The sequence below is a fragment of the Duganella qianjiadongensis genome, assembly GCF_009857915.1.
Classification (GTDB): Bacteria; Pseudomonadota; Gammaproteobacteria; order Burkholderiales; family Burkholderiaceae_D; genus Rugamonas; species Rugamonas qianjiadongensis.
In genome coordinates, this window is record NZ_WWCM01000003.1 from 56,562 (window position 1) to 77,510 (window position 20,949).

22 protein-coding genes are annotated in these 20,949 nt (G+C 61.3%); 17 read left to right on the forward strand and 5 right to left on the reverse strand.

Annotated elements, in window-relative coordinates; genetic code table 11:
• Window positions 1-29: 29 nt before the first annotated feature.
• On the reverse strand, window positions 30-3,602 hold the full coding sequence (locus GTP27_RS05925) for a M1 family aminopeptidase (RefSeq protein ID WP_161038267.1): 3,573 nt from the start codon (window positions 3,600-3,602) through the stop codon (window positions 30-32).
• A gap of 9 nt (window positions 3,603-3,611) precedes the next feature.
• On the reverse strand, window positions 3,612-4,505 hold the full coding sequence (locus tag GTP27_RS05930) for an ABC transporter ATP-binding protein (RefSeq protein ID WP_161038268.1): 894 nt from the start codon (window positions 4,503-4,505) through the stop codon (window positions 3,612-3,614).
• Window positions 4,506-4,738: 233 nt separating this feature from the next.
• Between GTP27_RS05930 and GTP27_RS05935 the strand changes: the two genes are divergently transcribed.
• The gene (locus GTP27_RS05935; protein ID WP_161038269.1) at window positions 4,739-5,194 is read left to right on the forward strand and encodes a hypothetical protein; all 456 of its coding nucleotides are present in this window, start codon (window positions 4,739-4,741) and stop codon (window positions 5,192-5,194) included.
• Between the two features lie 75 nt (window positions 5,195-5,269).
• The gene (gene coq7 / locus GTP27_RS05940) at window positions 5,270-5,908 is read left to right on the forward strand and encodes a 2-polyprenyl-3-methyl-6-methoxy-1,4-benzoquinone monooxygenase (RefSeq protein WP_161038270.1); all 639 of its coding nucleotides are present in this window, start codon (window positions 5,270-5,272) and stop codon (window positions 5,906-5,908) included.
• A gap of 80 nt (window positions 5,909-5,988) precedes the next feature.
• Here coq7 and GTP27_RS05945 read toward each other — a convergent pair whose 3' ends face one another.
• Entirely contained in the window at window positions 5,989-6,411 is a 423-nt protein-coding gene (locus GTP27_RS05945) for an OsmC family protein (RefSeq protein ID WP_161038271.1), read from the reverse strand.
• Between the two features lie 251 nt (window positions 6,412-6,662).
• On the opposite strand from GTP27_RS05945, the gene rplM reads away from it, so the two are divergent.
• The 5 genes from rplM (at window position 6,663) to erpA (ending at window position 9,553) form a co-directional block, all read left to right on the forward strand.
• A complete protein-coding gene (rplM, locus tag GTP27_RS05950; protein WP_155434244.1) occupies window positions 6,663-7,091 on the forward strand; it encodes a 50S ribosomal protein L13 in 429 nt (142 codons plus the stop codon).
• 9 nt (window positions 7,092-7,100) lie between these two features.
• Window positions 7,101-7,493 (forward strand): 30S ribosomal protein S9, encoded by a 393-nt coding sequence (rpsI, locus tag GTP27_RS05955; protein ID WP_154382826.1) that lies wholly within the window; start codon window positions 7,101-7,103, stop codon window positions 7,491-7,493.
• Window positions 7,494-7,664: 171 nt separating this feature from the next.
• The gene (argC, locus tag GTP27_RS05960; RefSeq protein WP_161038272.1) at window positions 7,665-8,702 is read left to right on the forward strand and encodes an N-acetyl-gamma-glutamyl-phosphate reductase; all 1,038 of its coding nucleotides are present in this window, start codon (window positions 7,665-7,667) and stop codon (window positions 8,700-8,702) included.
• A 65-nt stretch (window positions 8,703-8,767) separates the two neighbouring features.
• Window positions 8,768-9,139 (forward strand): bactofilin family protein, encoded by a 372-nt coding sequence (locus tag GTP27_RS05965; RefSeq protein WP_161038273.1) that lies wholly within the window; start codon window positions 8,768-8,770, stop codon window positions 9,137-9,139.
• Window positions 9,140-9,190: 51 nt separating this feature from the next.
• Entirely contained in the window at window positions 9,191-9,553 is a 363-nt protein-coding gene (erpA, locus tag GTP27_RS05970) for an iron-sulfur cluster insertion protein ErpA (RefSeq protein WP_155434246.1), read from the forward strand.
• Window positions 9,554-9,639: 86 nt separating this feature from the next.
• Here the strand turns inward: erpA and GTP27_RS05975 are convergent, their stop codons facing one another.
• The gene (locus GTP27_RS05975; protein WP_161038274.1) at window positions 9,640-10,749 is read right to left on the reverse strand and encodes an anhydro-N-acetylmuramic acid kinase; all 1,110 of its coding nucleotides are present in this window, start codon (window positions 10,747-10,749) and stop codon (window positions 9,640-9,642) included.
• A gap of 117 nt (window positions 10,750-10,866) precedes the next feature.
• On the reverse strand, window positions 10,867-12,249 hold the full coding sequence (locus GTP27_RS05980; RefSeq protein ID WP_161038275.1) for a M23 family metallopeptidase: 1,383 nt from the start codon (window positions 12,247-12,249) through the stop codon (window positions 10,867-10,869).
• Window positions 12,250-12,408: 159 nt separating this feature from the next.
• Between GTP27_RS05980 and tyrS the strand changes: the two genes are divergently transcribed.
• The 10 genes from tyrS to GTP27_RS06030 all read left to right on the forward strand — a co-directional run bounded on the left by tyrS (window position 12,409) and on the right by GTP27_RS06030 (window position 20,935).
• Window positions 12,409-13,662, forward strand: a complete 1,254-nt coding sequence (tyrS, locus tag GTP27_RS05985; RefSeq protein ID WP_161038276.1) for a tyrosine--tRNA ligase — start codon at window positions 12,409-12,411, stop codon at window positions 13,660-13,662.
• Entirely contained in the window at window positions 13,659-14,108 is a 450-nt protein-coding gene (dtd, locus tag GTP27_RS05990; RefSeq protein WP_161038277.1) for a D-aminoacyl-tRNA deacylase, read from the forward strand. The genes tyrS and dtd overlap by 4 nt, the downstream gene beginning before the upstream one ends.
• Window positions 14,105-14,755, forward strand: coding sequence for a histidine phosphatase family protein (locus GTP27_RS05995; protein WP_161038278.1), 651 nt, complete (start codon window positions 14,105-14,107; stop codon window positions 14,753-14,755). The genes dtd and GTP27_RS05995 overlap by 4 nt, the downstream gene beginning before the upstream one ends.
• A 131-nt stretch (window positions 14,756-14,886) precedes the next feature.
• Complete coding sequence (dusB, locus tag GTP27_RS06000; protein ID WP_161038279.1) at window positions 14,887-15,915, forward strand: tRNA dihydrouridine synthase DusB; 1,029 nt, start codon at window positions 14,887-14,889, stop codon at window positions 15,913-15,915.
• A 120-nt stretch (window positions 15,916-16,035) separates the two neighbouring features.
• Complete coding sequence (locus GTP27_RS06005) at window positions 16,036-16,269, forward strand: helix-turn-helix domain-containing protein (protein ID WP_161038280.1); 234 nt, start codon at window positions 16,036-16,038, stop codon at window positions 16,267-16,269.
• A 157-nt stretch (window positions 16,270-16,426) separates the two neighbouring features.
• Window positions 16,427-18,004, forward strand: coding sequence for a bifunctional phosphoribosylaminoimidazolecarboxamide formyltransferase/IMP cyclohydrolase (gene purH, locus GTP27_RS06010; protein ID WP_161038281.1), 1,578 nt, complete (start codon window positions 16,427-16,429; stop codon window positions 18,002-18,004).
• A gap of 127 nt (window positions 18,005-18,131) precedes the next feature.
• A complete protein-coding gene (ruvC, locus tag GTP27_RS06015; protein ID WP_161038282.1) occupies window positions 18,132-18,728 on the forward strand; it encodes a crossover junction endodeoxyribonuclease RuvC in 597 nt (198 codons plus the stop codon).
• A gap of 23 nt (window positions 18,729-18,751) precedes the next feature.
• Window positions 18,752-19,330: a Holliday junction branch migration protein RuvA gene (gene ruvA / locus GTP27_RS06020; protein ID WP_161038283.1), complete on the forward strand. Its 579-nt coding sequence runs from the start codon at window positions 18,752-18,754 to the stop codon at window positions 19,328-19,330.
• A 79-nt stretch (window positions 19,331-19,409) separates the two neighbouring features.
• Window positions 19,410-20,465 (forward strand): Holliday junction branch migration DNA helicase RuvB, encoded by a 1,056-nt coding sequence (gene ruvB / locus GTP27_RS06025; RefSeq protein ID WP_161038284.1) that lies wholly within the window; start codon window positions 19,410-19,412, stop codon window positions 20,463-20,465.
• On the forward strand, window positions 20,465-20,935 hold the full coding sequence (locus GTP27_RS06030; protein ID WP_161038285.1) for a YaiI/YqxD family protein: 471 nt from the start codon (window positions 20,465-20,467) through the stop codon (window positions 20,933-20,935). Before ruvB ends, GTP27_RS06030 begins: the two co-directional genes overlap by 1 nt.
• The last annotated feature ends 14 nt before the right edge of the window (window positions 20,936-20,949 follow it).

Genomic DNA, 20,949 nt, shown 5'->3' on the forward strand with positions numbered 1-20,949 from the left:
CCGCGACTGCTGCAGCAACAGTCGCCGCCCTACAGGGCAAGGATTTCCACGTTGATCATATTGTCGCGCGGCTTGCGGTCGATCAGCTTGTTGTCGGGATCGATGCCGGCTTTGGCCGGACGAGTGTTGACGATCACCGTGTACAGATTGTCCTTGTGCGTCATCAGCTTGCGCTCGCGGTACAGGCTGTTGCCATCCTTGTCGTCGATGCCGACTTCTATCCAGTCGCGCAGCAGCATGTCTGTCTCGGCGCCCTGTTCGTCGGCCTGCACCTTGGCGGCGCTGACGCTGAACGCCACTTCATAGCGCCCGTCCGGCAGGCGGCGCGCGCTGGCCGACACGGCGTGGTTCTCGTACAGCACGATGTGATTGAACACATCGTCGATCAGATAGGCGTAGTCGGGTGGCGTGATCTTGCGCAACGCCTCGATCAGCACGCTCACCGACGGGTAGGGACCGGCGCGATGGTTGTACTGCGCCAGCATCTCTTTCAGTGCAGCGTTGATGCGCGCCTCGCCTATGGCTTCCTGTAACTGGTACATGGCCAGACTGCCCTTGCGGTACTGGATGTAGTTCTGGTTTTCATTGTCGGCCAGCGGCAGCTCCTTCTTGCGCTCGATGGCACGGCCCATCAGATACTGTTCAAGGTCGTAGCGCAGGAAGCGCCGCATGCGTTCGGGGCCGACGTTTTTCTTCATCACCATCAGGGCCGAATATTCGGCCAGTGTTTCGCTCAGCACGGTCGCGCCGCGGGTATTTCCGCCCACCAGCTGATGGCCCCACCACTGGTGCGCCACTTCGTGCGCCGTGACGTAGAACGGATAGTCCACATCCTTGGCGTTGCGCTCGTTGACCTTGGCAATAAAGCCCATGGCTTCCGAGTAGGCGATGGTGCTGGGCAGCGCTTGCGCGTAGCTGGCGTAGCGGGGGAATTCGACGATGCGTACCAGCTTGTTCTGATAGGGGCCGAAATTGCGCGTGTAGTAGTCGAGCGCTTCCTTGATGCCCTTGTTCATGCGTTCGAGGTTGTAGCTATGGCCGGGGTGGTAGTACAGCTCGATGCTGACATCCTGCCACCAGTCGCGCTTGACCTGATAGCGCGCCGACTGGAAGGCGTACAGATTGAGCATGGGCTGTTCCATCCGGTAATGGTAATAATGGCGGTCCTTGCTGGTCCACTGCTTGACCAGCGTGCCGGGCGCAATCGCGGTCTGGTCGGCGCTGGTGCTGACGGTGGCGTCGAAGCTGATCCAGTCGGCATCGCTGCTGACATGGTTGTTGGCGAGACCGGCCGCATCGTCGCGCGGCGGCAGCTTGTCGCGCGCCGGCAGGCCGTGCTTCTTGCGGTCGCCCGCATCCTGCAGTTCCAGTGCGGCCTGATAGCCGATGTGGGGCAGCAATTCGTTGCTGAAGAAGGTGCCGTTGTCGATGACGGGCGTTTCGCCGCCCAGCCCCAGTATGCCCTGCGGCTGGTAGGCCAGATCGAAGTCCATCGCCAGCTTTTCACCGGGCGCCAGCGGCGTCACCAGCTTGTAGCTGTAGAAGCCCAGCAGACTGTCGCGCAGGCCGGGACGGCTAGCCTGGCTGAAGCGCACGTTGTAGCTGCTGGCCTTGCTGTCCTGATACACGATGACATCGGTGACGGGCTGGCTGCCTTTGTTGTGCAGCAGGTAACGGCCTTTGACCACCAGCGTGCGCTGGGCCGGGGTGATTGCCACATCCAGTTTGACGTCGATGATGCGGGCTTGGGGCAGCGTCAGGTACTGGCGGTATTTGGTTTCGTAGGCAGCGCGGTCGGCATCCTTCTGCCAGCTCGATTCATAGCGGTTGGCCACATGGGTGTTGTAATACAGCAGGCCGCCGGCGCCGCCGAACACCAGCAGGCCCAGCGCGAAGCCGCCCAGCACGGGCGCCGTCAGCCCGTGGCGCGCCAGCTGCAGCCGCTGGCGCCAGCTATGCGGCGTGCCGCGCGACCAGAACAGCAGCGACAGCAGTACCAGCATCAGCGCTGCGCCGCTCCAGTACAGCAGGAACCAGTGTTCGCGCGTCAGGTAGTGGCCGTAGCCATTCATGGCCGAATAGATGAAGCTCGGTGCATTGCCGTAGATGAGCATGGGATCGTCTATGCCCAGCGCAGCACCGGCGATGCTGAAGATGTAGTACACGATCATCACGAAATAGGCCATGTAGCGCTGATTGATCAGCACCTGCAGGGCGATGGCCAGCACGGCATGCAGGGCATAGCCGGGCAGCAGTACGAGGAACAGATGGTGCGCATACAGGCCCGGTTCGAGCAGGAAATAGCCCTGCGCGATCTGGATGCTCATTCCGCACAGCATCACCACCAGCATCAGCAGGGCCTGCAGGCTGATCAGGGCCAGCAGCTTGGCCAGCAACGGCAGCCAGTCAGGGATAGGCAGGGCATCGAACATCTGGCTGATGCGCGCTTCGCGTTCGCGCCACACCAGCTCGCCCGCATAGAAGGTGGTGACGATGAACATGAACAGGGCAAAGGTTTCGGCAATCGATTCCAGCACCAGATACGTGACCGGATAGGTTGGCGTGCCGTACATGGCACCCAGATCGAGCGAACTGGCAAACATCATCAGCACGCCGGCGAGCACGATGACGAGGAAGTAGATGTTCTTGATGCTTTCGCGCACGTTCATCCAGCTCATCTTGGCCAGCAGCAGCGTCAGGCTGCGGCGGGCGAAGTCGGGTTGCTCGCGGGTCTGCTCGGCGGTGCTGCTCAGCTGGCGCGCTGCTTCGCTGTCGCCGGGCGCGCGTCCCGTATCGATGCTGGCAATGAAGTGGAAGCGCCAGTAACCGGCCAGCAGGCCGAGTATGGCAAACGAGGCCCACATCAGACGGTTGACCAGATACACGCCCTCGGGCCAGAACATGCGGGTGTTGCGCTCGATGATGGGCCAGTATTCGGTGACGCGGCCCACGGCCATGGTGCCGAAGGGATCGATCAGTGCGGCCAGGGTTTTGTAGTCGAGGTCGCGCGCCAGACCGGGCGCCACCAGATAGGCGACCAGCATCACCACGCTGGCAATGTAGACCGGCAGCATGCGCCGGCTCAGCGCCGCCAGCATGAAGAACACTGCGCCGAAAATCAGGATATTCGGCAGGATCACCAGCAGATAGGGCATCAGATAGGCCAGCAGGCTGGGCTGGGCTAGTTTTTCTGCATCGATGCCGGGCAGGTAACGCCCCAGCCATGCACCGAGAATGATGCTGGTGAAAATCACCGCCAGCGTCAGATAGGCGCCCAGAAAACGCCCGAACATGTACTGGGCCTTGCTGATGGGCGCACTGAAGAAGAAGTGCTGCATGTCGTACTCGAAATCCTGCTGCACCGAGCGGCCCATCATGGCAGCGATCACCACCACCCCGAACGAGCCCAGATAGCTGGCCGTCAGCATCAGCGAACGGGGCGAATCGATCATCACGCCGCCAAAGCTGACATTGGCCTGTTTTAGCGCGCCGCCGGCCGCTGCCATCCACAGCAGGGCAAGGGCGAAGAACCCGGCGAAATACACCCAGGTGGAAAGCAGCTTGAGGCGCTGGCGCGCTTCAAAGGAGGCGATGGCGAACATGATCTGTCCTCAAGCGCACTGGCTATCGGCCTGATGGCGGCCGGAAATCGTGGCGAAATACACATCTTCCAGATCACCCAGAGTTTCCTCGAAGCCGTCGCCCGGATCGTTTTCGCTATATACGTGGATCAGCGTGCGGCCCGACAGCAGGCGCGAGGAAATCACCGGATGGCGCAGCTGGAACGAGGGCAGGTCGCGCTTGTCGATGAAGCGTGCCCAGATCTTGTCGCTGACGTCGTGGATCAGCTGCTGGGTGGGGCCGCACAGCAGCAGATGGCCTTTGTTGATAATGGCCATATTGGCGCACAGATCGGCCACGTCGCTGACGATGTGGGTGGACAGGATTACTGTCTTGTCCTCGCCGATATCGGACAGCAGGTTGTGGAAGCGTACCCTTTCCTGCGGGTCGAGGCCGGCAGTGGGCTCGTCGACAATAATCAGCTTGGGGTCGCCCAGCAGGGCCTGGGCGATGCCGAAGCGCTGGCGCATGCCGCCGGAAAAGCCGCCCAGGCGCTGGTGCCGCACTTCGAACAGATTGGTCTGCTGCAGCAGTCCGTCGACCACCTCGCGCCGGCGCCCGCGGCCTGACAAGCCTTTCAGTTCGGCCAGATGGTCGAGCAGTTCGTAGGCCGTGACTTTGGGGTAGAGGCCGAAGTCCTGCGGCAGGTAGCCGAGCAGGCGGCGCACGGCATCTTTTTCATCAAGTACATCAATATCGTCGAGGAAGACGGCACCGGAATCGCATTCCTGCAGGGTAGCCAGGGTGCGCATCAGCGTGGACTTGCCGGCGCCGTTGGGGCCAAGCAAGCCGAACATCCCGCTGGGGATGGTCAGCGAGATATTGTCCAGTGCCACTACGCCATTCGCGTAGGTCTTGGACAGGTTGCTGATACGTAATTCCATGCTGACTCCTGTGGCGGGCATTGCCCTATTTCTTCCTAGCTATACACCGCATTGTATTGAACTTGTGCAGGACATGGGCGCTGAATGCGATAGTCGGCAAAAAGTTTGCGCCAAGCTGCAGAAAAGCCCTACTGGACGGCAGGCGAATATTTGTCTTGTGGAAATACCCACACGCTGATGCAGCGCCGTAGCGTTTGATACCCGCAGCGCAGCGAATATGGGAAAATGGGCGCATGAATCCGGAACTCCAAGAAAAAATACTGGCCGTCACCCGCTGTGGCGTGGACCGGCACGAATCCACCGGCTTTTTCCGCGTGGCGCTGGGGCTGTATTACCTGTCCGGCCTGATGACCAAGGAGACGCTGGATTTCAAGCGGCTCGACCGCCAGTTCAATCGTTTCATCTATCACACCATAGGCAAGGGCCACAGCATCACCAGCATCCTGCAGTACATGAGTGGCGAAAAAGTCGTGCCGGTTCTGGAATCCCAGCGTTTTCTGCGTGCTTTTGGCCAGTACTGCACGGAAGTGCCGGTGGAGAATATCCCCTTCCTGCTGGGGCTGAACCTGAGCGTGGCAAAAGATATTTCCAAAATTGATGTGCGCGGGCCCGTGGCCGACTACATCGAACGTCAGCGCCAGTTGCGCGAGGCCGCTGAAGAGGCGGCGCGGCTACAGCCCGGACAGTGACGCGGCGGAGGCCATTCACAGCGACAATCCGCGGCAGCGCCGTATAATATGCGCTCCCTTATTCTCGAGTCTGTCATGGCTTACAAGCACACCCCACTGGACCGTTTCATCTCTGGCGCCGACAAGGCATTGCGCGTGATCACTGGCGTGGCCTCGGCCTCGCGTCCCACGCCGGCCCAGCACATCCCCGATGCGGAAATGAGCGACGCCGAGCGCCGCCATAGCGCCGGTCTGATGCGGGTCAATCATGTGGGCGAGGTGTGCGCGCAGGCGCTGTATAACTCGCAGAGCCGCTTTGCCAAGACGGACGAAATCCGCGCCCAGTTCGAGCAGGCGGGCCGCGAGGAAGAAGATCATCTGGCCTGGACCGCCCAGCGTCTCGACGAGCTGGGTTCGCATATCAGCGTGCTCAACCCCTTGTTCTATGCGGGCGCGTATGCGCTGGGCACGGTGGCAGCCGTGATCGGCGACAGCACCAGTCTGGGCTTTGTGGTGGAAACGGAGCGGCAGGTGGAGGCCCACCTGATGAGCCATCTGGAAAAACTGCCGGAGCAGGATGCCCGCTCGCGCGCCATCGTGGACCAGATGCGCATCGACGAAATCGAGCATGGCGCGGCGGCGCAGGCGCTTGGTGCCATCAACACGCCGGCACCCGTGCAGGCGGTGATGGCAGTGATGGGCAAGGTCATGACCAGCACCGCCTACTACCTTTGATTTCTGGGTAGTCTAGATCGGTCTAAACCGGTCTAAAGCTGTCTATCCGGATCTGGACCGGTCTAAAAACCGCATCCAGATCAAGCTTCGATAATCTCGAAGGAGTGGGTGATGCTGGCGGTTTTCGCCAGCATGATGGACGCCGAGCAGTATTTTTCGTGCGACAGTTTGACCGCGCGTTCTACCGCCTCCGGTTTCAGGTCCTTGCCCGTCACGGTGAAGTGGAAGTGGATGCTGGTGAACACTTTCGGTTCCGTGTCGGCCCGTTCCGCTTTCAGCGTGCAGTCGCAGCCGCGCACATCGGCACGGCCTTTTTTCAGGATCAGCACCACGTCATAGGCCGAACAGCCGCCCGTGCCGAGCAACACCATTTCCATCGGACGCGGTGCCAGATTATGCCCGCCGCCTTCCGGGGCGCCATCCATGTTGACCAGATGGCCAGAACCGGTCTGCGCCAAAAAACTCATGCCCGTAGGGCCATTCCAGCTAACTTTGCATTCCATCGTGCTCTCCGCGTGTAAAGGTTGGCCGTATTGTAATGGACTCGGGCAGGGCTGGCAGGCGGCCGCACTGGCGGGCCGCCCGATAAGCGGCAAACTGGGCGGGAAAGCGCAGCCAGCCTTGACTTGCGGCCGATTTAGCGTTTATACTTATCGGCTTTCCATTCGCTCAGGAAAGTAAATAAGAAGGCCGAGTCCGCTGAAGCTGTGGCGGAACCACCATTTGAGCGTGTTTTACTTATTAGGAAGTCAACATGAAAACTTTTTCCGCCAAGGGCCATGAAGTCCAGCGCGATTGGTTCGTGATTGACGCGACGGACAAAGTCCTCGGACGTGTTGCCAGCGAAGTGGCACTCCGACTGCGCGGCAAACACAAGCCAGAATTTACTCCTCACGTCGACACCGGTGACTACATCGTCATCGTTAACGCAGGCAAACTGCGCGTGACCGGCACCAAAGCAACCGAGAAGACCTACTACCGTCACTCGGGCTACCCAGGTGGCATCTACGAGACCAACTTCCTGAAAATGCAACAGCGTTTCCCAGGTCGTGCTCTGGAGAAGGCCGTTAAGGGTATGCTGCCTAAAGGCCCACTGGGCTACGCAATGATCAAGAAGCTGAAAGTGTACGCTGAGGGTACTCACCCACACGCTGCTCAGCAACCTAAAGCACTCGAAATCTAAGGAACTGACATGATCGGTAACTACAATTACGGCACTGGCCGTCGCAAGAGTGCAGTAGCTCGTGTGTTCATCAAAGTTGGCACTGGCCAAATCATCGTCAACGGCAAACCAGCTGCTGAATACTTCTCCCGCGAAACCGGTCTGATGGTCATCCGTCAACCGCTGGAACTGACCGGCAACGTAGAACGTTTCGACATCAAAGTCAACGTACACGGCGGCGGTGAGTCGGGTCAAGCAGGTGCAGTTCGTCACGGCATCACCCGCGCTCTGATCGACTACGATTCGGGCCTGAAAGGTGATCTGGCACGCGCTGGCTTCGTTACCCGCGATGCACGTGAAGTTGAACGTAAAAAAGTTGGTCTGCGCAAAGCACGTCGCGCAAAACAATTCTCGAAGCGTTAATTTGCACGCTCTGGTGCTCTGCTTGCAGAGCGCCATCAGAAAAGCCGCCGGCCTTGTGTCGGGCGGCTTTTTTGCCATCTGGCGCGTCGCTTTGCGCGTCACTGCGCCGTCACACATGCCCTGCTAAAATGGGCATCTTATTCTCTGCAACACCTCATTCAAGGAAAGAACATGATCAAAGTTGGCATCGTCGGTGGCACCGGATATACCGGAGTGGAATTATTGCGCCTGCTGGCCGTCCATCCCGATGTACAACTGACCGCCATCACCTCGCGCAAGGAAGACGGCCTGCCCGTGGCTGACATGTTCCCCTCCCTGCGCGGCCGCGTGCATCTGGCGTTTTCCTCGCCGGACAAGGCAGATCTGCGCCAGTGCGACGTGGTGTTCTTTGCCACCCCGCACGGTGTGGCCATGGCGCAGGCGCCGGAACTGCTGGCAGCGGGCGTGAAAGTGATCGATCTGGCGGCCGACTTCCGCATCAAGGACCGCGCCGTGTTCGAGCAGTGGTACAAGATCGAGCATACCTGCCCCGAGTTGCTGGAAGAAGCCGCCTATGGTCTGGCCGAACTGAACCGCGATGCCATCAGCCAGGCCCGTCTGGTCGCCAATCCGGGTTGCTACCCGACCACCATGCAGCTGGGCTACTACCCGCTGCTCAAAGCCGGCGTGATCGACGCGGGCAGCCTGATCGCCGACTGCAAGTCGGGCGTGTCCGGCGCGGGCCGCAAGGCGGAAATCGGCACCCTGTTCTCGGAAGCCAGCGACAACTTTAAAGCCTATGGCGTGGCCGGCCACCGTCACACGCCGGAAACCGTGGCGCAGCTGCAGAAATTCAGCAGCTCGCCGGTGGAACTGGTGTTCACCCCCCATCTGGTGCCTATGATACGCGGCATGCATTCGACCCTGTACGGCCGCCTGACCCGCGATATCAGCAACGAAGAACTGCAGGCCCTGTTCGAAGAACAGTATAAGGATTCCGCATTCGTCGACGTGATGCCGTTCGGCTCGCATCCGGAAACCCGCTCCACCCGCGGCTCCAATATGCTGCGTCTGGCCCTGCATCGTCCGGGCAATGGCCGTACCGTCATCGTGCTGGTGGTGCAGGACAATCTGGTGAAAGGCGCCTCCGGCCAGGCAGTGCAGTGTATGAATCTGATGTTCGGTCTGGCGGAAAATACCGGCCTGACCCAGATCGCGCTGCTGCCGTAAATCAAACCCGGGCCGGCTGCGGCAGGTAGATTAGAGGCTACCTGCCTGCTAGCGGAAAGCCTGCCATGATCGAGATCGACAGCGTGATCGGGGAACAGATGCGCGTAGTCGGGCATCTGATGTTTCGCGGCGGCTTGCGCATCGATGGCGTGGTGATCGGCAACGTGGTGGCCGAAGCAGGTCAGCATGGCTACCTGGTCATCGCTGCCCAGGGCCGGGTCGAGGGCGAGGTGTGTTGCGAACACGTCATCCTCAACGGCGAAATAAAAGGTTGCGTGATCTGCGCTAATTTGCTTGAAATGCAGCCACATGCCCGCATCATCGGCGATGTCTGGTATAAAGCACTGGAAATGCATGGCGGCGCTAGGGTGCTGGGGCATCTGCACCCGCTGGAAAGCCGGGGCCAGGTGGCGGCAATTATGCGCCCAAGAGCATGATTTTCGCCAAAGGTCTATAATGGATCAAATTGTTCTACCTAGGAGTCTGAAATGAACGCTGTCGCCGACGCACAAGATGTAATGCCAGCACCAATTATCTTCACCGATAGCGCGGCTGAAAAAGTCGCTCAACTGATCGAAGAAGAGGGCAATCCGGATTTGAAACTGCGCGTATTCGTACAGGGTGGCGGCTGTTCCGGCTTCCAGTACGGCTTTACCTTTGACGAAATCGTCAACGAAGACGACACCACGATGGTGAAAAACGGCGTTCAGCTGCTGATCGACTCGATGAGCTACCAGTATCTGGTGGGTGCCGAGATCGACTACAAGGACGATCTGGAAGGTGCGCAATTCGTTATCAAGAATCCAACCGCGAGCTCGACTTGCGGCTGCGGTTCCTCGTTCTCGGTCTAAGGACCTTGCGCCGGTTTTCACCGGCTGCGACTAAAACGGCGGGCAACTCCGGTTGCGCCGCCGTTTTTTATTGCTTTTTTATTGGTTTAAGCGGGGTACAGGGCGCCGAGGATGCGCTCGCCGCTGGCGCCCGTGACAGCGGGCAGATTGCCCGCCAGCCGGGTGCTAAAGCGCTGGCCCAGCCATGCAAACGCCAGCGCTTCCACCTGGTTGGGCGCCACACCCAGCGCGGCGGTTGACTGTACGCTGGTCTGCGGCCCCAGTTCGGTCGCCAGCAACTGCATCAGCAAGGCGTTGTAGGCGCCGCCACCACAGACATACACGGCGCTGGCGCTGGCGCCTTGCGCATCAGTGCGGATTGCTTGCGCCAGCGTGCGCGCAGTCAGGGCAGCCAGCGTGTGCTGGATGTCGGCCGCACTGGCGCTGGCAGCCGCAGGGCAGGCCGCCAGATGCTGCTCCAGCCATGCCATGTGGAACAGGTCACGTCCCGTGCTTTTCGGCGCGGGCAGGGCAAAGTAGGGCTCGCGCAGCAGATGTTCCAGCAGTGCCGGCACCAGCTGGCCGCTGGCGCCCCAGGCACCATCCTGATCGTATTCGTGGCCGAGGTGACGCTGTATCCAGCCATCGAGCAATGCGTTGCCGGGGCCGGTGTCGAAACCGCGCACGCCGGCTTCCGCCAGGATGCTGATGTTGGCGATGCCGCCGATGTTGGCGACGATGCGGGTCTGGCCCGCCTGAGCGAATAAGGCATGGTGGAAGGCCGGCACCAGCGGCGCGCCCTGACCGCCGGCAGCGACGTCGCGGCTGCGGAAATCGGCGATCACATCGATGCCGCACAGTTCGGCCAGCAGGGCGGGGTTGTTAGTCTGGCGGGTAAAGCCCAGCTCGGGGCGGTGGCGTATCGTCTGGCCGTGCACGGCCACAGCGCGGATCTGCGCGCGGTCATGGCCAGTCTGCCTCAGCAGCAGGGCAACGCAGTCGGCATACACGCGCGCCAGGCCGTTGGCGGCCAGTGCTTCGCGCTCGATTTCATTGGCGCCAGCCGCCTGCAGCGCCATCAGCTCGCTACGTAGCGGGGGCGGGAAAGCGAGAAAGGCGGCGCCCAGCGTGGCGATGCCCTGCGCATCGATGCGGGCTAGCGCGGCATCCACGCCATCCATGCTGGTGCCGGACATCAGGCCGATATAGAGACTCATGGGCGGTGCTTTCCTGTGGCGGGTGGTTGTGGGGCTGGTGCCGGTTCGATAGTATAAAAAAACAGGCCGCCGTGGCGACCTGTGTTCTGTTGCTGCGATCTGGCGGGCAGTGCGGGCTTACTTGGCCGCTACCCGCGTACCGCGCGAACCGCCCGGCTGCAGCAGCGCGAAGCGGTGCGCCATATCCGAGGCATAGGCCTTGAAGCGGCTCATTTCCGCTGCCGTCAGGGGTGCCTGCTGCTGCACGTTCATGGTGTTGGGGTCGCGCGCATCGCCGCCTACGCGGAATTCGTAGTGCAGGTGAGCGCCGGTGGACCAGCCCGTGGTGCCCACATAGCCGATCACGTCGCCCTGGCTGACTTTCGTGCCTTTCTTGATGCCGCTGGCGAAGCGGCTCATGTGGGCGTAGGCGGTGGTGTAGTTGGCCCAGTGCTTGATGATGACGAAGTTGCCGTAGCCATTCTGGGTGCCGGCGAAATCGATCACGCCATCACCGGCGGCACGGATAGGGGTGCCGGTGGCCGCCGGGAAGTCTATGCCTTTGTGGGCTTTCCACTGGCCCGAAATCGGGTGCACGCGCATGGCGAAGCCGGAGGATATCCGCGAGAATTCGACGGGCGACTTGAGGAAGGCTTTTTTCAGCGATTTGCCGTCGAAGCTGTAGTAGCCGCCGCCCTGCTTGCTTTGCGGGTCTTCGAACCAGACCGACTGGTAGGTGGTGCCCTTGTTGGTGAACTCGCCCGCCAGCACGCGGCCTGCGCGCACGAACTCGCCATCCTGCCAGAAGGTTTCATACACCACGTTGAAATGGTCGCCCCGTTTCAGGTCGCCGCGGAAGTCTATGCTGGTCGAGAACATCTCGATGATCTGGCGCACGATGCTGTCCGGCAGCTTGGTACCGTCTTCGCTGGAGTCGGTGGCCGCATACAGGGTGGAGCTGATGGTACGGGCATGCATTTCCACCCGGCGTTCCAGTTTGGCGGCTTCTTCCTGTGCCACGAAAGCGCTGCCTTTGCGGGTAATGCGGATGTTCTTGACAGGGATGTCCTTGCCGTCGACCACGACGGCGCGCAGCCACTGCAGATTGCCTTCTTCATCGGTCTGGGCCTGCACGCGCTTGCCCGCCTTGAGCTGCATCACGCCTTTGGCGATGCTGTCTTTTTTGATGAAGGTTTCCGCCGCTTCGTCTTCCACGCCCAGACGGCTGAGCAGGGTGGCCAGCGTGTCGCCGGCACGGATTTTTTCTTCGTGGACGAACTGCTCGGTCGCGGATTTCTGTTCGATGGCGGCAATCTGGGCGCTCAGGTCAGGCGCGACGACGTCTTCCTGTACCGATTTGACGGGCAGATCCGATGCATCAGGCGCCAGTGGGGCAACGCCGGCAGCACCAAAAGCACATACTGCAAGAAACAATGCAGACGCGCTGATAATGCGCGCCTTGCGCGTCGAACCTAGCAGACTGAACAAGCGTGAGCTTGTGATTTTATGTATTTGGTTCATGCAATCAGTTAAAATTTGCCGCTTGAACTATTCGATAGGGTTTTATTTCTTCTTCTTGTGGTCTAAGTTCGTTTTCATACGGCAATATTGATCGATCGAGGATTATATCAAATTCTATCCGCTACCTACTCATTTCTGAAAAATACCGCCCTAAAAATTATGACTACTAATGTATCGACATCGCCGGCTGCGACTGAAGCCCTGCCCCTGACAGATCGTGTACTGGAGGCGCTCGCCATCACGAAACGCGGTGTCGACGAGTTGCTGATTGAAAGCGAATTCGCCCAGAAGCTGGCCCGCTCGGAGAAGAGCGGTGTGCCGCTGCGCATCAAACTCGGACTTGATCCAACCGCTCCCGATCTGCACCTGGGCCATACCGTGGTACTCAACAAGATGCGTCAATTGCAAGATCTGGGCCATCAGGTGATTTTCCTTATTGGTGACTTCACGTCCATGATCGGTGACCCGTCGGGCCGCAACATGACCCGTCCGCCCTTGACCCGCGAGCAGGTCGAGCAGAACGCCATGACCTATTTCAAGCAGGCTTCGCTGGTGCTTGACCCGGCCAAGACGGAAATCCGCTACAACTCCGAATGGTGCGATCCGCTCGGTGCACGGGGCCTGATCAAGCTGGCCTCGCACTACACGGTGGCGCGCATGATGGAGCGTGATGATTTCAGCAAGCGTTTCAAGGGTGGGACTCCGATTGCCGTCCATGAGTTCCTGTATCCGCTGATGCAGGGCTACGATTCGGTGGCTTTGAAGGCCGACCTTGAGCTAGGTGGAACGGACCAGAAATTTAACTTGCTAGTTGGCCGCGAGCTGCAAAAGGACTACGGCCAGGAGCCGCAGTGCATCCTCACCATGCCGCTGCTGGAAGGTCTGGACGGCGTGGAGAAGATGTCCAAGTCGAAGAACAACTACATCGGCATCACCGAAGTGCCGAATACCATGTTCGCCAAGATCATGAGTATTTCCGACACCATGATGTGGAAATACTATGAACTGCTGTCGTTCCGTTCGCTCGCTGAGGTGGCGGCGCTGAAAGCGGCCGTCGAGGGCGGCGCCAACCCGCGCGACGCCAAAGTGGCGCTGGCGCAGGAAATCGTCGCGCGCTTCCACTCGCAGGACGCCGCCGAGCAGGCGCTGAACGATTTCGTCAACCGCTCCAAAGGCGGCATCCCTGACGATATCGCCGAAATCACCGTGCCGGGCGCTCCGGCCGGCATCCAGCAACTGCTGAAAGCGGCCGGTCTGTGCGCTTCCGTGTCGGAAGCGGGCCGCATGATAGAGCAGGGCGGGGTGCGCATCGACGGTACCGTCATCAGCGACAAGACGCTGAAAGTCGACGCCGGCACCATGGTGCTGCAAGTCGGCAAGCGCAAGTTCGCCCGCGTGACGCTGACGGCATGATAGGGCTGCTGCAAAGAGTCAGCAGCGCCAGTGTGGTAGTCGATGACGCCACTATCGGCGCCATCGGGGCCGGTCTGATGGTGCTGGTATGCGCCGAGCGTCACGACAGCGAACAGGAGGCCGATGCCTTGCTCAACAAGCTGCTGGCCTACCGCGTGTTTGCCGACGAGGCAGGCAAGATGAACCGCAGCGTCACGGATACGGGTGGTGCGCTGCTGCTGGTGCCGCAGTTCACGCTGGCCGCCGATACCAACTCCGGTACCCGGCCATCGTTCACGCCGGCGGGAGCGCCGGCCGACGGCAAGCGCCTGTTCGATTATTTTCTGGCGCAAGCGCGCTTGCGCCACCCGCAGGTGGAATGCGGCCAGTTCGGCGCCGACATGCAAGTCTCGCTGACCAACGATGGCCCGGTGACATTCTGGCTGCAGACCCGTCCCAAAGCATGAATCACAGCACCATACTTCTGATCCGCCATGGCGAAACGCCGTGGAACGCCGTGCGCCGCCTGCAGGGCCATACCGATATTCCCCTCAACGAGGAAGGCCAGCGTCAGGCCGCGGCGCTGGCCGGCGCCTTGCTCGAGCAGGGCGTGGATGTGCTGGTGTCCAGCGATCTGCAGCGCGCCATGCAGACGGCGCAGGCCCTGAGCCGGGTGCAGGCCGGACTGGCATTGCAGACCGACGCACGCCTGCGCGAGCGCTGCTACGGCGTGTTCGAAGGCATGCTGTATAGCGAGATTGCCGAGCAGTATCCGGACGACTATGCGCGCTGGCAGGCGCGCGAGGTGGATGCCGTGATGCCCGATGGCGCGCGGCCAGCGGAAAGCTTCCGCCAGTTCTACCAGCGCTGTCTGGACGCCATCGCCGGCTGGGCCCGGCGCCATCCGGGCCAGACCATCGCCATCGTGGCGCACGGCGGCGTGCTCGAATGCGCCTACCGCGCAGCGCGCGGCATGAGCCTCGACAGTCCGCGCGATTTTCAGGTGAAGAACGCCAGCATCAACCGCTTCGTGTGGGATGGCGCGCAGCTGCAACTGGAGCACTGGGGCGATGTGGCCCATCTGGCAGCGAGCGTGCTGGACGACATCATCTGACGGCTGCCCGCCGCATTAGCTACAGGCTGTTGCGCGCGCCCGGCGACCGCAAGTATGAAAAATAGTGCTTATTATTTGAGCAGCCGATGGGTTAAAATAGAGGGTTCCTTCCCTCGCTACAGATATTTCCAGTGCAAATCGGTCCTTATATCCTGCGCAACAACGTTTTCGTCGCTCCCATGGCGGGTGTGACGGATCGTCCGTTCCGCCAGCTGTGCAAACAGCTGGGCGCCGGCTATGCCGTATCGGAAATGGCGGCCTCGAATCCGCGTCTGTGGGCCACGGAAAAGAGCGCGCGCCGCACCGACCATACGGGCGAGATGGAACCGAAAGCCGTGCAGATCGCCGGTGCCGATCCGCAGGATCTGGCCGATTGCGCCCGCTTCAACGTCGAGCGCGGCGCCCAGATCATCGACATCAACATGGGCTGCCCCGTCAAGAAAGTCTGCAACGCGTGGTGCGGTTCGGCCCTGCTGCAGCATGAAGAGCTGGTGCAGACCATTTTGAAAACCGTGGTGGCCGCCGTCGATGTGCCCGTCACGCTGAAATTCCGCACGGGCTGGGACCGTGCCAACAAGAATGCGCTGACCATCGCCCGCATGGCCGAGGATGCCGGTATCGCCATGCTGACCCTGCATGGCCGTAGCCGCGCCGATGGTTACAAGGGCGAGGCCGAATATGACACCATTGCGGCGGTCAAGCGCTCGGTTTCTATCCCCGTGGTGGCCAATGGCGATATCACCACGCCGGAGAAAGCCCGCTATGTGCTCGATGTCACGGGCGCCGATGCGGTCATGGTAGGGCGCGCCGCGCAGGGCCGCCCGTGGATCTTCCGCGAGATCGACCACTATCTGCGCACCGGCAGCCATCTGCCGCCGCCCTTGGTGGCCGAGGTCAGCCACCTGATGGACGAGCATCTGCGCGCCCATTATGCGTTCTACGGCGAATATCTGGGCGTGCGCACGGCGCGCAAGCATATCGGCTGGTATGTGCGCGAACTGCCCGGCGGCGAGCCGTTCCGACAGCGTATGAACCTGCTGGAATCGACCGGCGAGCAATTGCGGGCTGTGGCCGAATTCTTCGAATCGCAGGCCGAGTACGGCGAGCGGTTACAATACTGCCCTTCGCCGCAGCCGGAAGCCGAGCGAGAGGCGGCCTGAACTGGCCGCCGGCACAGCAAAGACGTCAAAAAAGTCGGATAAGAACGGTGAACACCGCGGCCACAAGCCCCTCGTGATTCATCCGCTTTACAGTTAAATCAATACAGCGAACGAAACAAAATGAGCAAAGAAAGTATCCAGGAAGTAGTCCATAAGAGCCTTGAAGAGTACTTCAACGATCTGGGCGAGCAGCAGGCCTCGAATATCTATGACATGGTAGTGCTGACGGTAGAAAAGCCGATCCTGGAAGTGGTGATGCACCGCGCCGATGGTAACCAGTCGCATGCTGCGCAGATGCTGGGCATTAACCGCAATACCCTGCGCAAGAAATTACAGGAACACGGTCTGCTGTAAACCGCGCTCTTTCCGGCATCAGTGGCTGGGGACGGCCGCTGTGGCCGGCCGTCAGAATATCTTTACGTCGCACCTTGCAGCACAACGCAACGCCTCTCGCATCGAATATTTAACCACCCGTCCAGCTCACGCTGGACCCCCACTAGCCTGAAAAGCCATGATTAAACAAGCTCTCATCTCCGTATCCGACAAAACCGGCGTGCTCGACTTCGCGCGCGCCCTGTCCGCCATGGGTGTCAACATCCTGTCGACCGGCGGCACGGCCAAACTGCTGGCCGACAACGGCGTGGCCGTGACCGAAGTGGCCGATTACACCGGCTTCCCGGAGATGCTCGATGGCCGCGTCAAAACCCTGCACCCGATGGTGCACGGCGGTATCCTGGCGCGTCGCGATTTCCCTGAGCACATGGCCAAGCTGGCCGAGCACAACATCCCCACTATCGACATGGTGGTGGTCAATCTGTACCCCTTCCAGGCCACCGTGGCCAAGGATGACTGCACGCTGGAAGACGCCATCGAGAACATCGATATCGGCGGCCCGGCCATGCTGCGTTCGTCGGCGAAAAACCACAAGGACGTGGTGGTGATCTGCGACCCGACCGACTACAGCAAGGTGCTGGACGAAATCAAGGCCAACGACGGCGTGGTCAGCTACGACACCCGCTTCGGTCTGGCCACCAAGGTGTACTCGCACACGGCGCAGTATGACGGCGCCATCGCCAACTATCTGACCAGCCTGGACGCCAGCCGCAGCCACGCAGCGCGCGGCACCTATCCGCAGTCGCTCAACGTGGCTTTCGAAAAAGTGCAGGACATGCGCTACGGCGAAAACCCGCACCAGTCGGCGGCCTTCTATCGCGACGTGACGGCCACCGCCGGCGCATTGGCCAACTACCGCCAGCTGCAGGGCAAGGAGCTGTCGTTCAACAACATCGCTGATGCCGATGCAGCGTGGGAATGCGTGAAGAGCATGGGCGGCTTCGACCAGAGCGCGGCCTGCGTGATCGTCAAGCACGCCAATCCTTGCGGCGTGGCGCTCGGCGCCAACGCAGTGGAAGCCTACCAGCGCGCGCTGCAGACCGATCCGACCTCGGCTTTCGGCGGCATCATTGCCTTCAACGTGGAAGTGGACGGCGCCGCTGCGACCGAACTGGCCAAGCTGTTCGTGGAAGTGCTGATCGCCCCAGCGTTCACGGCGGAAGCCAAACAGATTCTGTCGGCCAAGCAGAACGTGCGTCTGCTGGAAATCCCGCTGGGCACCGGCGTCAACGCCATGGACTTCAAGCGTGTGGGCGGTGGTCTGCTGGTGCAGTCGGCCGATGCCAAAAACGTGCTGATCTCGGACCTGAAAGTGGTCACCAAGCTGCAGCCTACCCAGCAGCAGCTGCAGGACCTGATGTTTGCATGGCGCGTGGCGAAATACGTGAAATCGAATGCCATCGTGTTCTGCGCTAACAACATGACGCTGGGCGTGGGCGCCGGCCAGATGAGCCGTATCGATTCGGCCCGTATCGCTTCGATCAAGGCGCAGAACGCCGGTCTGAGCCTGGAAAATTCGGTGGTGGCGTCGGATGCCTTCTTCCCGTTCCGCGACGGCCTCGATGTGGTGGTGGACGCTGGCGCGCGCTGCGTGATCCAGCCGGGCGGCTCGATGCGCGATCAGGAAGTGATCGATGCAGCCGACGAGCGCGGCGTGGTGATGCTGTACACGGGCACCCGTCACTTCCGTCATTAATTTCTAGGAAATACCGGCACGGCCAGCACTGGCAGTGTCCGGCGAGTGTCTACAGTGTGGCGATCTGGTCCAGGTCGCCACACTGTTTTTATATACAGCATTCCAGTTTCGCGGTTACAATCGCGCAATGATAATTCTCGGCATAGACCCCGGCTTGCGTACCACCGGCTTTGGCGTCATACAACAGCACGGTAGCAAGCTGCGCTACATCGCCTCCGGCACCATCAAGAGCGGCGAGGGGGATCTGCCGACCCGTCTGAAAGTCATCCTTGACGGTGTGGCCGAAGTGGCGCGCACCTACCAGCCTGACTACGCCGCTATCGAGCAGGTGTTTGTCAACGTCAATCCCCAGTCCACCCTGCTGCTTGGCCAGGCACGGGGCGCAGCCATCTGCGCGCTGGTTTCGGCCGAACTCAGCGTTGCCGAATACTCGCCTACCCAGGTCAAGCAGGCCGTGGTGGGCACGGGGCGTGCCGTCAAGGCACAGGTGCAGGACATGGTGGCGCGCCTGCTGGCGCTGCCCGGCCTGCCCGGCACCGACGCCGCCGATGCGCTGGGCGTGGCCATCTGCCATGCCCACAACCGCGAGACGCTAACCCTGATACAGGGGCGCAGCCAGCACCGTAGCCGGACTGGCGGCACGGCGGCAGACGCCGTTGCAGGCACGGCATCCCACAGCCCGCTGGCCGGCTTGCGCATGCGGCGCGGCCGGCTGGTGGGCTGAACTTTTACTAAAGGCATTGCAATATGATCGGTCGTCTCTCCGGTATTCTGCTCGAAAAAAATCCGCCCCAGTTGCTGGTCGATTGCGCCGGCGTCGGCTATGAAGTCGATGTGTCCATGACCACCTTCTACAACCTGCCCGGCGTGGGCGAGAGAGTGGTGCTGTTCACCCATCAGGCCATCCGCGAAGATGCCCATCTGCTGTTCGGCTTCGGCCATGCCGAGGAGCGCGCCGTGTTCCGCCAGCTGATCAAGATCACCGGCGTGGGCGCGCGCACCGCGCTGTCCATCCTGTCCGGCATGTCGATCGCCGATCTGGCTCAGGCCGTGACGCTGCAGGAATCGGGCCGGCTGGTCAAAGTGCCGGGCATAGGCAAGAAGACTGCCGAGCGCTTGCTGCTGGAGCTCAAAGGCAAGCTCGGTGCCGACATCGGTGCGGGCGGGGCCCATGCCGTGCCGGACTCGCAGTCCGACATCCTGAATGCGCTGCTGGCGCTCGGCTACTCCGACAAGGAAGCCCTGCTGGCACTGAAGACCGTGCCGGCTGGCGCTTCCGTATCGGACGGCATCAAGCAGGCGCTGAAAGCGCTCTCGAAAGGCTGAGGCGCGGTGTATCATGGCTGACATGGCAGCGTGCGCCGGCCTGCCACCTTGCGTGATTGAATAGGTTACCAGAAACTGCATGAGCATCCAGACTGACAGCTTTACCGAACAGCGCATCATCGATGCGGCGCCATCTTCGCCCAACGAGGAGGCGATCGAACGGGCGCTGCGGCCCAAACTGCTCGATGAATACGTCGGTCAGGCCAAAATCCGCGATCAGCTGGAAATCTTTATTTCGGCGGCGCGCAAGCGCAGCGAGGCGCTCGACCATACGCTGCTGTTCGGCCCGCCGGGGCTGGGCAAGACCACGCTGGCCAACATCATTGCGCGCGAAATGGGGGTGAACCTGCGCCAGACTTCCGGCCCGGTGCTGGAACGGCCCGGCGATCTGGCCGCGCTGCTGACTAATCTGGAAGCCAACGATGTGCTGTTCATCGATGAAATCCACCGTCTCTCGCCGGTGGTCGAAGAAATCCTCTATCCTGCGCTGGAAGACTATCAGATCGACATCATGATAGGCGAGGGGCCGGCTGCCCGCTCCGTCAAACTTGACTTGCAGCCGTTCACGCTGGTGGGGGCGACCACCCGCGCCGGCATGCTGACCAATCCGCTGCGCGACCGCTTCGGCATCGTCGCCCGGCTGGAGTTCTACAACACTGCGGAGCTGACCCTGATCGTCAAACGCAGCGCCATGCTGCTCAAGGCCAATATCGATGAGGAGGGCGCCCATGAAATTGCCCGCCGTGCGCGCGGCACGCCCCGTATCGCCAACCGTCTGCTGCGCCGCGTGCGCGACTATGCGGAAGTGAAAGGCAATGGCGATATCACCAAGGCGATTGCCGATGCCGCGCTGGTGATGCTCGATGTGGATACCGTGGGTTTCGATGTGATGGACCGCAAGCTGCTGGAAGCGGTGCTGGTCAAATTCGGCGGCGGGCCGGTCGGCATCGGCAATCTGGCGGCGGCGATAGGCGAAGCGGCCGATACCATCGAGGATGTGCTGGAACCGTATCTGATCCAGCAAGGCTATCTGCAGCGCACGCCGCGCGGCCGGGTGGCCACGGCGGCAGCCTATAAGCACTTTGGCGTGCATCCGCCCCGCACCAGCCCTAACGGCGAACTGTGGGAACTGTGATGCAGATCTGGGTGGATGCCGACGCCTGCCCCGCCGTCATCAAGGAAATTCTGTACCGCGTGGCCGAACGGCTGGCCGTGCCGCTCACGCTGGTGGCCAATCAGTTGCTGCGGGTGCCGCCCTCGCGCCATATCCGCGCCGTGCAGGTGCCGGCCGGGGCGGATGTCGCGGACCGGGAGATCGTGCGTCTGCTGGCGCCCGGCGACTTGGTGGTGACGGGCGATATACCGCTGGCGGCCGACGTGCTGAAACAAGGCGGCTATGCGCTCAATCCGCGCGGCGAGTTCTACACCGAGCACAATATCGCGCAGATGCTGACCATGCGCGCTTTCATGGATGAATTGCGCGGCAGCGGGGTGGATACGGGCGGACCTGCTGCCTTCAGCCAGAGCGACCGGCAGAATTTTGCCAACAGTCTGGACCGCCACCTGAGCAAAGTGCTGCGCGCCCGGGCGCGCCAGCAGAGCTAGACGCCCGAGTGCGA

Excerpts from the sequence above, each read along its gene's own strand:
- GTP27_RS05925 (WP_161038267.1), bottom strand. The coding sequence starts at position 3,602 with ATGTTCGCCATCGCCTCCTTTGAAGCGCGCCAGCGCCTCAAGCTGCTT.
- GTP27_RS05930 (WP_161038268.1), bottom strand. The coding sequence starts at position 4,505 with ATGGAATTACGTATCAGCAACCTGTCCAAGACCTACGCGAATGGCGTA.
- GTP27_RS05935 (WP_161038269.1), top strand. The coding sequence starts at position 4,739 with ATGAATCCGGAACTCCAAGAAAAAATACTGGCCGTCACCCGCTGTGGC.
- coq7 (WP_161038270.1), top strand. The coding sequence starts at position 5,270 with ATGGCTTACAAGCACACCCCACTGGACCGTTTCATCTCTGGCGCCGAC.
- GTP27_RS05945 (WP_161038271.1), bottom strand. The coding sequence starts at position 6,411 with ATGGAATGCAAAGTTAGCTGGAATGGCCCTACGGGCATGAGTTTTTTG.
- rplM (WP_155434244.1), top strand. The coding sequence starts at position 6,663 with ATGAAAACTTTTTCCGCCAAGGGCCATGAAGTCCAGCGCGATTGGTTC.
- rpsI (WP_154382826.1), top strand. The coding sequence starts at position 7,101 with ATGATCGGTAACTACAATTACGGCACTGGCCGTCGCAAGAGTGCAGTA.
- argC (WP_161038272.1), top strand. The coding sequence starts at position 7,665 with ATGATCAAAGTTGGCATCGTCGGTGGCACCGGATATACCGGAGTGGAA.
- GTP27_RS05965 (WP_161038273.1), top strand. The coding sequence starts at position 8,768 with ATGATCGAGATCGACAGCGTGATCGGGGAACAGATGCGCGTAGTCGGG.
- erpA (WP_155434246.1), top strand. The coding sequence starts at position 9,191 with ATGAACGCTGTCGCCGACGCACAAGATGTAATGCCAGCACCAATTATC.
- GTP27_RS05975 (WP_161038274.1), bottom strand. The coding sequence starts at position 10,749 with ATGAGTCTCTATATCGGCCTGATGTCCGGCACCAGCATGGATGGCGTG.
- GTP27_RS05980 (WP_161038275.1), bottom strand. The coding sequence starts at position 12,249 with ATGAACCAAATACATAAAATCACAAGCTCACGCTTGTTCAGTCTGCTA.
- tyrS (WP_161038276.1), top strand. The coding sequence starts at position 12,409 with ATGACTACTAATGTATCGACATCGCCGGCTGCGACTGAAGCCCTGCCC.
- dtd (WP_161038277.1), top strand. The coding sequence starts at position 13,659 with ATGATAGGGCTGCTGCAAAGAGTCAGCAGCGCCAGTGTGGTAGTCGAT.
- GTP27_RS05995 (WP_161038278.1), top strand. The coding sequence starts at position 14,105 with ATGAATCACAGCACCATACTTCTGATCCGCCATGGCGAAACGCCGTGG.
- GTP27_RS06005 (WP_161038280.1), top strand. The coding sequence starts at position 16,036 with ATGAGCAAAGAAAGTATCCAGGAAGTAGTCCATAAGAGCCTTGAAGAG.
- purH (WP_161038281.1), top strand. The coding sequence starts at position 16,427 with ATGATTAAACAAGCTCTCATCTCCGTATCCGACAAAACCGGCGTGCTC.
- ruvC (WP_161038282.1), top strand. The coding sequence starts at position 18,132 with ATGATAATTCTCGGCATAGACCCCGGCTTGCGTACCACCGGCTTTGGC.
- ruvA (WP_161038283.1), top strand. The coding sequence starts at position 18,752 with ATGATCGGTCGTCTCTCCGGTATTCTGCTCGAAAAAAATCCGCCCCAG.
- ruvB (WP_161038284.1), top strand. The coding sequence starts at position 19,410 with ATGAGCATCCAGACTGACAGCTTTACCGAACAGCGCATCATCGATGCG.
- GTP27_RS06030 (WP_161038285.1), top strand. The coding sequence starts at position 20,465 with ATGCAGATCTGGGTGGATGCCGACGCCTGCCCCGCCGTCATCAAGGAA.